Origin of the sequence: Porticoccus sp. W117, from assembly GCF_030341905.1 — a bacterium.
Taxonomy (GTDB): Bacteria; Pseudomonadota; Gammaproteobacteria; order Pseudomonadales; family Porticoccaceae; genus SCSIO-12696.
In genome coordinates, this window is the sequence record NZ_JATAAF010000004.1 from 151,413 (window position 1) to 165,572 (window position 14,160).

Annotated in this window: 13 protein-coding genes; 8 read left to right on the forward strand and 5 right to left on the reverse strand. The window is 53.6% G+C overall.

The genetic code is table 11. The annotated features are described in order from the left end of the window. Positions 1–210: 210 nt before the first annotated feature. Entirely contained in the window at positions 211–1,005 is a 795-nt protein-coding gene (locus QSV34_RS04975; protein ID WP_289152507.1) for a TIGR00266 family protein, read from the forward strand. A gap of 259 nt (positions 1,006–1,264) precedes the next feature. Here the strand turns inward: QSV34_RS04975 and QSV34_RS04980 are convergent, their stop codons facing one another. Continuing rightward, complete coding sequence (locus QSV34_RS04980; RefSeq protein WP_289152509.1) at positions 1,265–2,008, reverse strand: glutamine amidotransferase-related protein; 744 nt, start codon at positions 2,006–2,008, stop codon at positions 1,265–1,267. A gap of 35 nt (positions 2,009–2,043) precedes the next feature. Here QSV34_RS04980 and QSV34_RS04985 point away from each other — a divergent pair, with 35 nt between their 5' ends. Both QSV34_RS04985 and QSV34_RS04990 read left to right on the forward strand, forming a co-directional pair. Continuing rightward, a complete protein-coding gene (locus tag QSV34_RS04985; RefSeq protein WP_289152510.1) occupies positions 2,044–2,925 on the forward strand; it encodes a DMT family transporter in 882 nt (293 codons plus the stop codon). A gap of 124 nt (positions 2,926–3,049) precedes the next feature. Next, a complete protein-coding gene (locus tag QSV34_RS04990) occupies positions 3,050–3,610 on the forward strand; it encodes a cytochrome b (RefSeq protein ID WP_289152511.1) in 561 nt (186 codons plus the stop codon). A gap of 2 nt (positions 3,611–3,612) precedes the next feature. On the opposite strand, the gene QSV34_RS04995 is transcribed toward QSV34_RS04990, so the two are convergent. The 3 genes from QSV34_RS04995 to QSV34_RS05005 form a co-directional block, all read right to left on the reverse strand. Beyond that, entirely contained in the window at positions 3,613–4,188 is a 576-nt protein-coding gene (locus QSV34_RS04995) for a DUF6151 family protein (RefSeq protein WP_289152513.1), read from the reverse strand. A gap of 191 nt (positions 4,189–4,379) precedes the next feature. Further along, a complete protein-coding gene (locus tag QSV34_RS05000) occupies positions 4,380–5,081 on the reverse strand; it encodes a DUF4377 domain-containing protein (protein ID WP_289152515.1) in 702 nt (233 codons plus the stop codon). 58 nt (positions 5,082–5,139) lie between these two features. Beyond that, positions 5,140–7,056 (reverse strand): ATP-binding cassette domain-containing protein, encoded by a 1,917-nt coding sequence (locus QSV34_RS05005; protein ID WP_289152517.1) that lies wholly within the window; start codon positions 7,054–7,056, stop codon positions 5,140–5,142. A 134-nt stretch (positions 7,057–7,190) separates the two neighbouring features. Here QSV34_RS05005 and QSV34_RS05010 point away from each other — a divergent pair, with 134 nt between their 5' ends. Then, entirely contained in the window at positions 7,191–8,552 is a 1,362-nt protein-coding gene (locus tag QSV34_RS05010) for an energy transducer TonB (protein WP_289152518.1), read from the forward strand. A gap of 25 nt (positions 8,553–8,577) precedes the next feature. On the opposite strand, the gene QSV34_RS05015 is transcribed toward QSV34_RS05010, so the two are convergent. Continuing rightward, a complete protein-coding gene (locus QSV34_RS05015) occupies positions 8,578–9,285 on the reverse strand; it encodes a ComFC family protein (protein ID WP_289152520.1) in 708 nt (235 codons plus the stop codon). 114 nt (positions 9,286–9,399) lie between these two features. On the opposite strand from QSV34_RS05015, the gene bioB reads away from it, so the two are divergent. The 4 genes from bioB to bioD all read left to right on the forward strand — a co-directional run bounded on the left by bioB (position 9,400) and on the right by bioD (position 14,143). Beyond that, complete coding sequence (bioB, locus tag QSV34_RS05020) at positions 9,400–10,458, forward strand: biotin synthase BioB (RefSeq protein ID WP_289152522.1); 1,059 nt, start codon at positions 9,400–9,402, stop codon at positions 10,456–10,458. Positions 10,459–10,668: 210 nt separating this feature from the next. Then, the gene (bioF, locus tag QSV34_RS05025; protein WP_289152523.1) at positions 10,669–11,862 is read left to right on the forward strand and encodes an 8-amino-7-oxononanoate synthase; all 1,194 of its coding nucleotides are present in this window, start codon (positions 10,669–10,671) and stop codon (positions 11,860–11,862) included. A gap of 1 nt (position 11,863) precedes the next feature. Continuing rightward, entirely contained in the window at positions 11,864–13,438 is a 1,575-nt protein-coding gene (bioC, locus tag QSV34_RS05030; RefSeq protein ID WP_289152525.1) for a malonyl-ACP O-methyltransferase BioC, read from the forward strand. Positions 13,439–13,441: 3 nt separating this feature from the next. After that, complete coding sequence (gene bioD / locus QSV34_RS05035; protein WP_289152526.1) at positions 13,442–14,143, forward strand: dethiobiotin synthase; 702 nt, start codon at positions 13,442–13,444, stop codon at positions 14,141–14,143. The last annotated feature ends 17 nt before the right edge of the window (positions 14,144–14,160 follow it).

The window sequence follows — 14,160 nt, forward strand, 5'->3', positions numbered from 1 at the left end:
GCTAAAAAAATTCATTTTAAGCGGCTGCAAAATACATAAATTTACAAACCAAAAGAAATTTATCCTGATAATGTGTTTTTTGTTGGAATAAAGTTTCGTTTAGCCTGTTTCGAAGCTTTCTGATTAGGTGTTATGCGTTCACAGGTGGCTTTTTTTATGATCAAAGACAGGCTACATTGCCTGCTTTAGTGAATCAGAGGGAGCGTAGAAATGCCGCAACATTGTCACGAAGTGGATTATGAAATTAAGGGCCATGATATTCAGTTGGTGGAGGTGGAACTGGACCCTGGCGAAACCGTAATCGCCGAAGCAGGAGCCATGACCTACATGGAAGAAAGCATCGACTTTCAGACCAAAATGGGGGATGGCTCCGACCCGGATCAAGGGTTAATGGGCAAGTTGTTCAGTGCTGGCAAGCGCATGCTCACCGGGGAATCCATTTTTACCACTCACTTTACCAACAATGGTGCCGGTAAAAAGCGGGTGGCGTTTTCTGCCCCTTACCCTGGCACGATTGTCGCTCTGGATATGGAAAAAGAGGGCGGCAAGATTATCTGCCAAAAAGACGCTTTTCTGGCGGCGGCTCTGGGTACCAAAATCAGCATCACCTTCAACAAAAAACTGGGAGCGGGTTTCTTCGGCGGCGAAGGCTTCATCCTGCAGAAAATTGAAGGCGATGGCATGGCCTTTGTGCATGCGGGCGGCACCCTGGTGCGCAAGCAACTGAATGGCGAAACCCTGCGTGTGGATACCGGCTGTCTGGTGGCATTTTCCCAAGGCATTGAGTACAGCATTGAGCGTGCTGGCAACCTCAAGTCAATGATTTTTGGCGGTGAAGGTTTGTTTTTGGCAACACTCAGCGGTACGGGTAGCGTGTGGGTGCAAAGCCTGCCGTTCTCTCGTTTGGCGGATCGCATTATCGAAAGTGCGCCCAGTCATGGCGGTTCCGATAAGGGTGAAGGGTCGGTGCTGGGTAGTGTAGGTCGGATGATTGATGGGTCGTGATTTTGCTGCGAGCAGCGGGCTACGGGCGATTCCACTCCGTAATGCTAGGGAGCAATATTGTCTCCGGTAAAACTTTCAAACCCGTCATTCCCGCGCAGGCGGGAATCCAAAAACCTCGGTATTTAAAGGCTTTAGTGCCATATTGAACATGGATCCCCGCCTGCGCGGGGATGACGATTCTTTTGAGTTCAATGCCATTTATAAGGACAATCTCGCTCGATTTGCTCGCCGCCCGAAACCCGTTGCCCGCAGCTGTGTTTTACCTCGACCTCAACCGATGCTGCTTCCTCACCGCAGGCAGTAAGCCAATAAACTCCCCGAACACTTTTTCTGCCAGTTGTTTTGAGCGCGGCAGGGCGCTGTGGTTTTGCTGGCGGATGCTCTCCGCAGCTCCCGGTGCCAGCTTCGCCAGGTCGTCTTCGTGTTGGGGTACGGTGAGCCAGCGCTCGATCACGGATTCGCAGGCTTCCAGATGAAATTGCAGGCCATAGGTGCTGTTGCCCATTCGAAAGGCCTGATTTGCACACAATTCGCCGCTAATCAGCGGGGTGGCGCCCGGTGGCAGGTCGAAGGTGTGGCCGTGCCACTGAAAAATCTGTTCGCTTTCTGAAAAATGTTTTGCTAGCGGGTCAGCGGCTGCCTGATCAGTGGTATTTACCGGGTGCCAGCCAATTTCTATGGATTCCGCCGGGTAGACTTTTGCCCCCAAAGCGCTGGCAACCAGCTGCGCTCCCAGGCAGATGCCCAGAATCGGGATTTGCAGCTCCATAGCCTGTAAAATGGCACGCTTTTCCAGTTCCAGGTGGGGGAATTCCGCTTCCTGACCAATGTTCATGGGGCCACCCAATACGATCAGTGCGGCGTAGTTGTCCAGGGCGGGTACGGTGGCGTCGTCGCGGCCAAAATTCACGTAGCGGATGCGGTGTTTGTGGCGGCGCAGCATGGGGTCGAGTAACCCCAGGGGCTCGTAAGGTACGTGCTGGAACACCAGAATTTTTGCCATAAGCGGATAGTAAATTGTCCCTTTGGGGGTTGTCTATGACACAGAATCATCAAGGCTGGCTGGCGTTGTACAGCAAGATATTGCTGCTCTCCCTCAATGGCTTGTTCGCCAAAGCCATTCCCCTGGATGCCACAACCATGTCGCAGCTGCGCAGTGTGATCGCTGTGTTGGGCCTTTTGCTGTTCTGTTGGTTGCAGGGGGTGAGTTGGCGCTTGCGGGATTGGCGCCAGGCATTGGGCGTTTACGGCCTGGGGGTGTTTTTGGGTTTGCATTGGATTACCTACTTCCACGCCATGCAGGTGTCCACGGTGGCGGTGGGCATGTTGGCGTTGTTCAGTTATCCGGTACTCACTATTTTGCTGGAGCCACTTTTTCGTTCTGGCCGTGGCAAGTACCGCCTGCGTTTTGGCGATGTCATGGCCGGGCTGTTGGTGTTGGTGGGTCTGGTGGTGATGGTGTGGGACCAACTGCAATTGTCCCAGGGCAGCCCCATTGTCGCCGGTTGTCTGTGGGGGGTGTTGTCGGCGCTGCTGTTTGCGGTACGCAATTTGGTGTTGAAGCATCACTACAGCGATGTGCCCAGTGGCAAAATGATTCTCCACCAGATACTGGCGGTGGCGCTGATGCTGGCGCTGTTTGTGGATGGCGGCCAGGTAGCTCAAATGAACAGTGACCAATGGTTGTTGCTGTTGTTGCTGGGCCTGGTCACCACAGCAGGGGCGCACACTTTGTTGGCTGTGTGCCTGAAGCGGCTACCGGCAAAAACCGTGTCTATTATCGGCTGTTCGCAGCCGGTGCTGGGGGCTGTTTTGGCCTGGCTGTTACTGGGGGAAAGCGTTAGCGGTTGGGTTATTGCCGGAGGAGCCATAATCCTGTCGGTGGCTATTTATGAGTCTTTACAACAGCGTGTCCGTTGACTGGGCTTTTAATCTCAACTCTGCCTCGTCATCCTGAGCCGCGCAGCGGCGTGAGGATATCATAGGCCCGGTTAATCAGGGTTTATGTAAGAATGGTGAATTATTCAAATCAACGGAGTAAATGATGAGCGGCGATACCCGAGAAAAACTCAGCTCCACCACCATATCACTGCACTGGATAGTGGCTCTGTTAATGATAGGCCTGCTGGCCACCGGAATTTATATGGAGCAGACGAGTGCTTATGGGCTTTATCCCTGGCACAAATCTTTCGGCGTCATTATCGCCGTGTTTGTGGTGGTGAGAATACTGTGGCGCATCAAGCAGGGTTGGCCGCAACACGTGGGCAATTACACGGCCATCGAAACCTTCCTGGCCAGTCTGGTGCACTGGCTGTTGATTATCGGTACTTTGGTGATGCCCATTTCCGGCTTTCTAATGTCCGCCATGGGCGGCCACGGCGTGGCGGTGTTTGGCTGGGAGCTGTTTCATCACAACCCGGACCCGGAAAACCCCGGCAAAGTGCTGCCCATCAATGCGGGTATTGCTGGCACTGCTCATTCACTGCACTGGATAGCGGGTTACTGCATTATCGGCGCTCTGGTATTGCACGTGGTGGGCGCTATCAAACACCATGTGGTGGATAAGGATGGCACATTGCGGCGGATGTTGGGTAAGCGTGTGTAGTATCAATCTGTCGGGTAGCGTTTTTCGGGTTTGGATGTCGGCTTTCCCTGTTCGGTAAAAAACGGATTCGGCTTCTGCCGCCCCAATATTTTGCCACACACCATCTGCCGCATAATGCGGCGAATCAGTTTGCCGGGGAATTTGGGGTGTACCACCGGCTGTGGTGGTGTGCCAATGGCGTGTTGGCCTTGAATATAAAAGCGCACTTCGCCCAGATTGGAACGATCCGTTTCGTTGGCAATAAAGCTGGTGACCATGCCCACCAGGGGCATGCCAGCGGCAAACGTGTTTGCCACAGGGGAATTGCAGCAGGCGGTGTGCCAGCGCAGCGGCCCTTTCTGGGTGAGCTTCAGACAGCGCAGCTGGTCGTGGCCCTGATGAATCACCAGGTTGCAGGGCGGCAGCTGAAAAATAAATGAACCGCCGTTGTCATCCAATAGACTTTCCTGCCCCAGCTCCTTCATAAAACGCTGGCAATCACTGCAATAACACACCAGGTGATTGCCGGTTTTGGCTGATACGTTACGGGCTGTGCCTTTGACTTCGCCGCACTGGCAGGAGAGGGAGAGTTCGCTCATATCGATTTGCCCAATTCAATAACCTGCTGTGAAATTGCTTGGTAACTTGGCGCACAGCAAGGATTAGCTATCACTTGCTGTGACACGCCGTAAACCCATCCATGGGGGCTCGAGGCCAGCTTCCCTGCTGGCCACGGTCACATCAAGTGATAGCCAATCCATACATTTGGTTTTTCCAGCAGCGTTGCCGTTTAGTCCACTTTTCGAAAGCGCAGTACTTCTTTGCCTTGCTGGTTGTAAAAGTAGAGTAGCAGACCTTCGCGCTTATAACTGGATGTGGCTTCCAGAGCATTGTAAAAACTGTCGGCCAGTGTCATATCCGGGCACGCCATTTTGGTGCTGGCTGCAGGGCCAAAGGTGATTTTTTCGTCTGTCAGAGTTTCGATGCCGCCAAAGATTTGATTGCAGCTGTCGTTGCCACTAAAGCGTTTGTTGCCAATATCCAGTTCCAGTACGGGGTGCTGATTGATGGTGTTTTCAGAGGTGCTGATTTCCTCTCCATTCAACGCTTGCAGCGCCCAGATGTCGGTCAGTTGGTTGCTGGCGTCGGCAATTTTTTGCAGCACTTCGACCAAGTGGTAAGTGCTGGATGAGGCATCTGCCTGTACGTCTTTCGGGGCCAGTTGGCGCTCTGTCACGGATAGCTGGTAGCGATAACCGGGCTCGAAGGTAAAGCCTTCAATTGTGCTGTAAAACAATTGCCATTCACTGTCTTGCGGCTCAGCCTTGCCTTTGTGTGTTTGCAGGCAATCCATCGGCGCCACACCCTGGCAGGGGGTGGTGTGACTGTTGACCCACAGGGTGTAACTTTGTTCGCTGTTTTGCTGGCTGCCACAGGCGGTGGCCAAAAGCGTAATCAGGGCGATACTCAGGATGGTGATGATGCGGTACATGGTGCAGTCCTTGTGCTGAAAAATGATGGTAGAGAAAACTGTTGAGTTGGCGATTGGTTTACTCTGTCATTTCTTCCAACTCGGCCCAGCGTTCAATAGCGGCTTCCAGGTCTGCCTGGGTATTGGCCAAATCATTCAATACAGGTTGAGTGATATCGTGGGGCTGGTTGTAAAAGTCGGCGCTGGATGTTTGTTCGGTGAGTGCCTCTACCCGCGTTTCCAGTGCTTCGATTTTTTCCGGCAACTGATCTAACTCTAACTGGTATTTGTAAGACAGTTTTTTCTTTTTCGGGGCTTTATTAGAGGGTGCTTTTTCAGGGGCTGGTGCCGCTTTTGGGGCTAGCGCTGGCGCTGATTCAACAGCGGCCTTTTTGTTTAGAGAGGGCAGGGATTTGCCGCGCTTGCTCCAGTGTTGGTAGCCGCCCACGTATTCGTTAACGATGCCATTGCCTTCAAAAACCAGGCAGCTGGTAACCACGTTATCGAGAAATTCCCGGTCGTGGCTGACCAGCAAAATGGTGCCGTCGAACTGCAGCAGAATTTCTTCCAGCAGTTCCAGAGTTTCCATATCCAGGTCGTTGGTGGGTTCGTCCAGCACCAATACATTGGCGGGTTTACTGAACAGGCGGGCGAGAATCAGCCGGTTTTGTTCGCCGCCTGACAGGGATTTTACCGGCTGGCGGCAGCGATCCGGGGTAAACAGAAAGTCCTGCAGATAGCTGATGACATGGCTGTCTTTGCCATTAATGGTGATAAATTCGCGGCCTTCTGCGAGATTGTCGATCACGGTTTTTTCGCCGTTCAGCTGATTGCGCAACTGGTCGAAATAGGCGATCTCCAGTTTGGTGCCGAGCTTTACTGAGCCTGTATCTGGCGTTTCTTCGCCCAGCAACATGCGTAGCAGCGTGGTTTTACCCATACCGTTGGCGCCGATAAAGCCGATGCGATCGCCACGCAAAATTTTCAGGGAAAAGTTATTGGCAATGGCCTGGCCATCGTAGCTTTTGCTCAGGCCCTTGGCTTCCGCCACCACTTTGCCGGATTGCCCAGCGCTCTCCATACCAAAGCTGGCGTTGCCTTGGCGATCTCGGCGTTCGGCCCGCTCAGTACGCATTTTTTCAAGGTCGCGCACCCGGCCTTCATTGCGGGTGCGGCGGGCTTTAATACCCTGGCGAATCCATACTTCTTCCTGGGCCAGTTTTTTGTCGAACAGCTCATTGGCTCGTTGTTCGGCGGCCAATTGCTGTTCCTGGAATTTCAAAAAGCCCTGGTAATCGCCTTCCCAGCAACGCAGTTGACCGCGGTCGATTTCGATAATGGACGTGGCCATGCGCTGCAAAAAGGCGCGGTCGTGGGTAATCACCAACAGCGCGCCGCGAAAGCCTTCCAGCTGCTTTTCCAGCCACTGGATGGTGGGAATGTCCAGGTGGTTGGTGGGCTCATCCAGCAGCAAAATGTCCGGCTCGCTCACCAGCGCTCTTGCCAGTGCCACCCGGCGGCGCCAACCGCCGGAGAGTGCTTTCATGGGTGTATCTGCAGGCAACTCCAGGTTGCCGAGCACGGTGTCGATTCGCTGGCCAAACAGCCAGCCGTCCTGAGCTTCAATCTGCTCTTGCACCCGCGCCAGTTTTTTCAGGCTGGCTTCGTCGTGAGCATCACTGGAAAGGTGGTGAAACCTCGCCAGTAAATCCCCCAGCTCTGCTAGCCCGGACGCCACCACATCGTACACGGTGGCGCTGTCGGCGGCGGGCAGCTCCTGATTGAGGTAACTCACCACTGTGCCGGGCCGCAGCCACAGCTCGCCGCTGTCGGCGACAATCTGGCGATCCAGCAACTTCATAAAGGTGGATTTACCCGCGCCGTTGCGCCCCAAAATGCCGATGCGCTGGCCTTTGTGAATGGTCAGGTCAGCCTGATCCAGTAACACGTGGTTGCCAAAGGCGAGGGAGATATCGGTGAGTTGTAGCAGGGGCATGGTGGTGGTCGATGCAGGTAATTGGGGCGGGCATTATTTCATAAATCGGGCTATTTTGGCCTATTCTTAGTGTCAGTTATGCGAAGTTTTGGAGATGAGTAGGAAACGAGGTCTAGTTGATAGGAGAAACAAAAGTGCAGAAGATATTTGTTTTGTTATTTACAGTAGCTATTTCGCCTTGCTGGGGTGATTCAGTAGAGCTAAAGGGTGCCGATGGAAAGTATAAACACCACGATATTAGAGTACGTACTGAGCTGCTAGAGATTGCCGAATCCCTAAGAAGAAATAGAATGTACGATAAAGCAGAGAAGTTGTACCGGCCTTTAATAAAAAATTGGCATTCTAAGGAATACACCGAATCATATTTTCAGGCGTGTAAAGGCTTATTCGGTTTGCTGGTTGACTCTAATCAGTTAGATAAATACGAACAAAAAACTGATATCTGTCCAAGTTCATTGATTCGTGATGAGTTCTTGACTTTAGCTTGGATTAACTCTGCAAAAGGTCGAGTAGCTCTTTCGGAATTTCTGATCCCGAAATGGAATTCTGTCAGTGTGTTTGAGGACTTATCTGAGATTTGCCAAATTTATTCTGGTTCGCTTTTACGGACTGGTGAATCAGGCAATGATGAGGTGTTGGGGCTGTGCTCTAATGATGATCTAGTCAAAGGTGTCTTTTATGGCGCAAGATCAATGTCGGGAATTGATTATCTTAAGTCAGTAGAAAAATACGCTGTTAGAGTTAATCGTACAAAGGTAGTTTTTTTCGGAAAAGATAATTCTGCCGCTGACGCCTATTTGAAAAATATCAAAAAATGGAATGAAAGCAATCTTCTCAAGGAGAGAGATCAGGCATGCAGTGAGGCAGTAGTGGTGTATCTTGAGAACGATCAGGTGGATGATACTGTAGACACTTTGGAGTCACTAGGTTGTTCGAATGCGATTATTCGACGGGGATTTTTTCGATGGGCTGGTATGGGAGAGTGGCGGGGTGATGTTAAAGCATCGATAAAATCTTTCAATCGGATAATCGATGATTGGAATCGGGGAGGAGATGTTGATGGCGTTCGTCTCGCATGCCAGAACTTATACTGGCTGCTAGTTCGCTCTGGTGATGAAGATGATTTGTTTAAGAAAAGCAACGCTTGTCCAGATTTAGGGTACAGTAAAAATGAGTGGTCTTTAACACAGATTCCAGTTGTTCATACCTATCTGTCTGCTACTCATGATGGTAGCTATCGCTTAGTGCGTGGTGCCCCTCACAAGGGAAAGAGAAAGAGGCTCAGAGGGCTCGTCTCTGTGGAATTTTCAATATCTCCCGAAGGTAAAGTGTTGAATCCAAAGGTTGTTTATGACTCTCCAAAAGAGCCAACAGAAGAACAGAAACGTATCGATAAAGCTTTTCTGTCGGTTATAAAGAAAATGCTTTATATACCTATGCTTTCTGATGGAGTACCTGTAGAAACCCCTAGAGTTATTGAAATGTTTAGGTTCTAAGGTTCTTGTGAGGCTTAAGTTGCCGTTAAATTTTGGGAGTTCTTGCCACGCACCAAATATCCACCTGTTCAGCCCCTTCTTTGACTAACAACCCGGCAATAGCCCTGGCCGTACTGCCGGTAGTCATCACATCATCAATTAACGCAATGCGTTTCCCACTAACAGACTTTCTTATTTCAAACTGACCGTGCAAGTTCCGTTGCCGCTGCTTGCGGGGCAATGTGTGCTGTGTCTGAGTGTGATGGCGCTTGCGCAGATGACGGCAGCTGGCCGCGATACCGAGCTGGGTAGATAGCATGCGCGCCAGATCGTAGCTTTGGTTAAAACCCCTGGCCAACTGCCCTCGCCAGTGCATGGGTACTGGCAGGAGTAGCTGGGGCAGGGGCGGTTCTGCATTTAGTTGCACCGCTTTGGCCAGTAAGTGCGCAAGGGTGCGCCCAGCCGCCAGGTTGGCGCTCTGCTTGTATTGAATGATCAACTGCTTTACTGGTGCTGTGTACTCAAAGGCAGCGATGCACTGACGCCAGGGTGGTGGCGAATGCAGACATTCACCGCAGATGCCCTGAGTGCCCAGCGGAAGTGAGCAGTGCTGGCAGTGGGTGTTAAGCCAAGGCAATTCCAGCTGGCAGGGGTGGCACAGGGGCAGGGCGCTGGTTACCGGATATTGGCACAGCAGGCAGCGATTGGGGGTTGTACGCCGAAGGGTTTGTAAAACTTGGTGGAGGCCAAACATCCGCTGTTAACCTTGTAGTGTCAGTTGGGTTAACAGATAATTGCGCAATCTGTCGAAAACCCATTGCCGTCTGTAAATTGTTGCCTGCGGGCAACCATAACACGAGATTGCCCTATGAGTGCCAGCCACAACGCCAACATCCGCCATGACTGGAGCCGCGATCAGGTTCTTGGACTGTTCAAACTGCCTTTCAATGACTTGATGTTCCAGGCCCAAGTGGTGCATCGCGCTCACTTTAACCCCAACGAAGTGCAACTCAGTACGCTGCTTTCTATCAAAACCGGGGCCTGTCCGGAAGATTGCAAATACTGCCCCCAGAGCGTGCGTTACGACACTGGTCTGGAGCGGGAAAAGCTGATGGAAGTTCAAAAGGTGGTGGAGCAGGCCAAGCTGGCTAAAGAGTCCGGCGCCTCTCGTTTCTGCATGGGGGCCGCCTGGCGCTCTCCCAAGGCCAAAGATCTGCGGGTGGTGACGGAGATGGTCAAAGGGGTAAAGGCGCTGGGTATGGAAACCTGCATGACGTTGGGTATGCTGACCGATGAGCAAGCCAAAGAACTGGTGGATGCTGGCCTCGATTACTACAACCACAACCTGGACACCTCGCCGGAATACTACGGCGACATAATCACAACCCGCACTTATCAGGATCGTCTGGACACCCTCGCCAATGTGCGTGACGCCGGTATGAAAGTGTGTGCTGGTGGTATCGTCGGTATGGGTGAAGGCCAGAAAGACCGCGCCGGGTTACTGATGCAACTGGCGAACCTGCCTCAGCACCCGGAGTCGGTGCCCATCAATATGCTGGTGAAAGTGGCCGGTACGCCGATGGAAAATGAGGAAGACCTGGACGATTTCGAGTTCCTGCGCACCATTGCCGTGGCCCGCATCATGATGCCCAAATCCCATGTGCGCTTGTCCGCCGGCCGGGAGGCCATGAACGAACAGATGCAGTCCCTGGCCTTTATGGCCGGTGCCAACTCCATCTTCTACTGCGACAAACTTCTCACCACCCCCAACCCCAAAGCCAATAAAGACATGGAGCTGTTCGATAAACTCGGTATCAAGCCCGAAGAGTACCGGGTAGAGCGCGACAACGAGCAAGAGGCCGCGCAGCTGCATCAGGCCATTACCGATGCGGAGAATGACAAGTTTTTCTACGATGCGGCGAAGTGATTTGACGCCGCACGTCAGACGTCGCACGTCGCACGCTAAAACCACGCACTTCGTCATCCCCGCGAAAGCGGGGATCCATGGATCTGACGAAGTAGCTAGATGGATTCCCGCTTTCGCGGGAATGACGCAAACTCCAAAACAAAGCGTGCGACGTGCGACGTCTGACGTGCGACCCTTTGTATATCGCTTCTCAACCTACAGCGCCTCCCTATGTCGATAGACAGCGCCTTACTCCCCGCCCTGCAACAACGCAAAGCGGCCCACCTTTACCGCCAGCGCTATCAGCTTGAATCCGCTGCCGGGCCGGAGGTGGTGGTGGATGGGAAAGCCTGTTTGGGTTTTTGCAGCAACGACTATCTTGGCTTGGCCAATCACCCGGAGGTGGTCGTTGCGCTGCAAAAAAGTGCTGCCGAGTCCGGCGTTGGCAGTGGTGCTTCTCACCTGATTTACGGTCACTCCCGCGAGCATCATGCCCTGGAAGAAGAACTCGCCGCCTTTACCGGGCGGCCCCGCGCGCTGCTGTTTTCCACCGGCTATATGGCCAATATGGGCACTATCGCGGCGCTGGCTGATCGTGGCGATACGGTGCTGGAAGATCGCCTTAACCACGCATCCCTGTTGGATGGCGGTTTGTTGAGTCGCGCCGACTTTCAGCGCTATCGAGATAACCGTGACTTGGAAAAACGCCTGAGCAAAATACACAGCGGTCGCAAACTGGTGGTCACCGATGGTGTATTCAGCATGGATGGCAACCTGGCAGACGTGCCTGCGCTGGCGACCACTTGCCAGCAGCACGACGCCTGGCTGATGGTAGACGACGCCCACGGCTTTGGCGTACTGGGGCAAAACGGCGGCGGTTGTGCTGAGCACTTTGGCCTGAGCCCGGAACAGTTGCCCATTCTGGTGGGTACTCTGGGTAAAGGCTTCGGTACCTTTGGCGCTTTTGTGGCGGGCAGCGAAGCGCTGATCGAAACATTAATCCAATTTGCTCGCCCCTATATTTTTACCACCGCATTGCCACCGGCCGTAGCGGCAGCCACACGCACCAGCTTGCGACTCCTGCAAACGGAGAACTGGCGCCGGGAAAAGCTGCAACAACTGATTACCCGTTTTCGCAGCGGCGCCCAACAGCTGGGCTTGCAGCTGGTGCATTCTCAAACCCCCATTCAGCCGGTGCTGCTTAACGACGATGCTCTCACTGTTCAAGTGGGGCAGCAATTGCGGGAAAAAGGTATTCTGGTGGGGGCTATTCGCCCACCCACTGTACCCAAAGGCACTGGTCGTTTGCGTATTACCTTGAGTGCTGAACACAACGAGCAGCAGGTAGATCGGCTGCTGCAAAACCTGGATGAAATCTTAAATACATCGTCATCGCGAGCGCAGCGTGGCGATCCAGGGACTTGATATGACAGAAGCAGTTTTACAGATTCCAACTCCAACCTTACATCAGCGCCACCTGCCTTCTACAGCCAGCGGCATTCCCTTGGTGATGCTCCACGGCTGGGGGGCTGATAGCAGCATTTTTGCCGAGTTTGCCCAAAGTCTCGCTCAACAACGCCCGGTTATTTTGGTGGACTTGCCAGGTTTTGGTGGTAGTCAACAGTGGTTGCAGGTGGGCCTTGATGAGCTTTTGGAAATACTGGCGAGCCAATTGCCGCCGCAATGCCATATGCTGGGCTGGTCTTTGGGAGGCATGGTGGCAACGGCTTTTTGTGCCCGTTTCCCGGAGCGGGTGGGCAAGCTGGCGACGCTGGCCAGCAACGCGCGGTTTGTTGCCAGCAGCGAATGGCCCAAGGCCATGGAAGCCAGCACTTTTCAGCAATTTTGCCAGTTCTTTGAACAGTCTCCGCAGGCATGCCTGAAACAGTTTATTGGCCTGGAATCCCAGGGCGATAGCCAACAACGGCAGCTTTTAAAAACGTTGCGGCCTTTTGCTCAGGTGGATACCAACAGCAACTGGCAACAAACGCTGGCGCTGTTGGGGCAACTGGATAATCGCGATGCACTGGCTGCTTTGTCCATCCCGGGCCTGCATCTATTTGGTGAGAATGACGCCTTGGTGCCCGTGACGGCCGTTGCTGATATTGATGCGCTCAATTCAGGCCAACAAGTGATGGTGATTGAGGGGGCGGGCCATGCCATGCATTTGTCGGTGCCACAGCGAGTAATCGAAGCCGTAGAGCAGTTTTTATCGGATTCCCGCTTGAGCAAACAGCGTGTGGCGGATTCTTTCAGCCGCGCTGCCAGCAGTTACGACGCCGCCGCCGACCTGCAACGCAAGGTGGCGGATAGTGTGGCAGCACTAGTCCCTGAAAATACAGCTCCACAGTCCACTTTGGATGTGGGCTGCGGTACCGGTTATCTGTACGCAAGGGTGCGCGAACGGTTCCCGCACACCCAGCTCACTGCTCTCGACTTGGCTCCCGGCATGCTGGAATACGCGCAGAGCCATCGCCCGGTGGCAGACCGCTGGCTTTGTGGCGATGCAGAGGCGTTACCCTTGCCAGACAACAGTGTTGATCTGGTGGTTTCCAGCCTGACCTACCAGTGGTGTGAACACCCCCAGCGATGGGGCGCTGAACTGCAGCGAGTGCTCAAGCCCGGCGGTGTGGCAGTGCTCAGCACCTTTGGCCCTGGCACTCTTGGGGAATTGCAAAAAGCCTGGCAGGCGGTGGACGATCAGGTTCACGTTAACCGCTTTGTACCCTTGGAGCGGCTGCAACAACAGTTACAAGCCGCCGGATTGCAGTGCCAACTGACGACCGAAACCCTGTGCCCCCGCTACGACGATTTGAAATCCCTGATGCGCGACCTCAAGGCCATTGGTGCCCACAACGTCAATCAGGGGCGCCCTAGTGCGCTCACCGGCCGCCAGCGTATGCGTGCCCTGGTGGATGCCTACGAACAGTTCCGCGACAGCCAGGGCCGTCTGCCCGCCACTTATGAAGTGGTGTATGGGGTGGTTCGACGTGAGATGTAAGACGTGAGACGAGAGACGAAAAAAACCTTCTTTATCTCTGGCACTGACACCGATGTGGGCAAAACACTGGTCGCTGCAGGTTTGCTCTACGCCGCCAGTGCAAAAGGTTTAACCACCGCAGCCATCAAACCAGTGGCGGCGGGGTGTGAGCAGACCGAGGATGGATTGCGCAATAGCGATGCCCTGATGTTGCAAGAAGCGGCGACGCTGAAACTGTCCTACCAGCAAATAAACTCGGTGGCACTGCAACCGGCCATTGCCCCTCATATTGCCGCGGAAGAAGCGGGGCAGCGTTTGCAGGCGACACGCATCACCGGTTTTTGTCGCGGGGTGTTGATGCAGGGGGCGGACTTTACCGTGATTGAAGGTGCTGGTGGCTGGCGTGTGCCCCTCAATGGCCGGGAAACCGTCGCTGATATTGCCATAGAGCTAAACACGCCGGTGGTGTTGGTGGTGGCGATGAAATTGGGCTGTATCAATCATGCGTTACTGACAGCCGAGGCCATTCGCCGCGATGGATTGCCTCTGGCGGGTTGGGTAGCCAATCGGGTAGATGCACAGATGAGCCGCTTTGAAGAAAATCTCGCCACCCTGCAATCGTTACTGCCAGCGCCTTTGCTGGGGGTGGTGCCACATCTGGAAAATCCTGACCCACAGCTGGCGGCAAATCATTTGGATATTGAGCCGTTGTTGTCGGCCAGCTAGACTGCAGCGGATTACTA

Excerpts from the sequence above, each read along its gene's own strand:
- QSV34_RS04975 (WP_289152507.1), top strand. The coding sequence starts at position 211 with ATGCCGCAACATTGTCACGAAGTGGATTATGAAATTAAGGGCCATGAT.
- QSV34_RS04980 (WP_289152509.1), bottom strand. The coding sequence starts at position 2,008 with ATGGCAAAAATTCTGGTGTTCCAGCACGTACCTTACGAGCCCCTGGGG.
- QSV34_RS04985 (WP_289152510.1), top strand. The coding sequence starts at position 2,044 with ATGACACAGAATCATCAAGGCTGGCTGGCGTTGTACAGCAAGATATTG.
- QSV34_RS04990 (WP_289152511.1), top strand. The coding sequence starts at position 3,050 with ATGAGCGGCGATACCCGAGAAAAACTCAGCTCCACCACCATATCACTG.
- QSV34_RS04995 (WP_289152513.1), bottom strand. The coding sequence starts at position 4,188 with ATGAGCGAACTCTCCCTCTCCTGCCAGTGCGGCGAAGTCAAAGGCACA.
- QSV34_RS05000 (WP_289152515.1), bottom strand. The coding sequence starts at position 5,081 with ATGTACCGCATCATCACCATCCTGAGTATCGCCCTGATTACGCTTTTG.
- QSV34_RS05005 (WP_289152517.1), bottom strand. The coding sequence starts at position 7,056 with ATGCCCCTGCTACAACTCACCGATATCTCCCTCGCCTTTGGCAACCAC.
- QSV34_RS05015 (WP_289152520.1), bottom strand. The coding sequence starts at position 9,285 with ATGTTTGGCCTCCACCAAGTTTTACAAACCCTTCGGCGTACAACCCCC.
- bioB (WP_289152522.1), top strand. The coding sequence starts at position 9,400 with ATGAGTGCCAGCCACAACGCCAACATCCGCCATGACTGGAGCCGCGAT.
- bioF (WP_289152523.1), top strand. The coding sequence starts at position 10,669 with ATGTCGATAGACAGCGCCTTACTCCCCGCCCTGCAACAACGCAAAGCG.
- bioC (WP_289152525.1), top strand. The coding sequence starts at position 11,864 with ATGACAGAAGCAGTTTTACAGATTCCAACTCCAACCTTACATCAGCGC.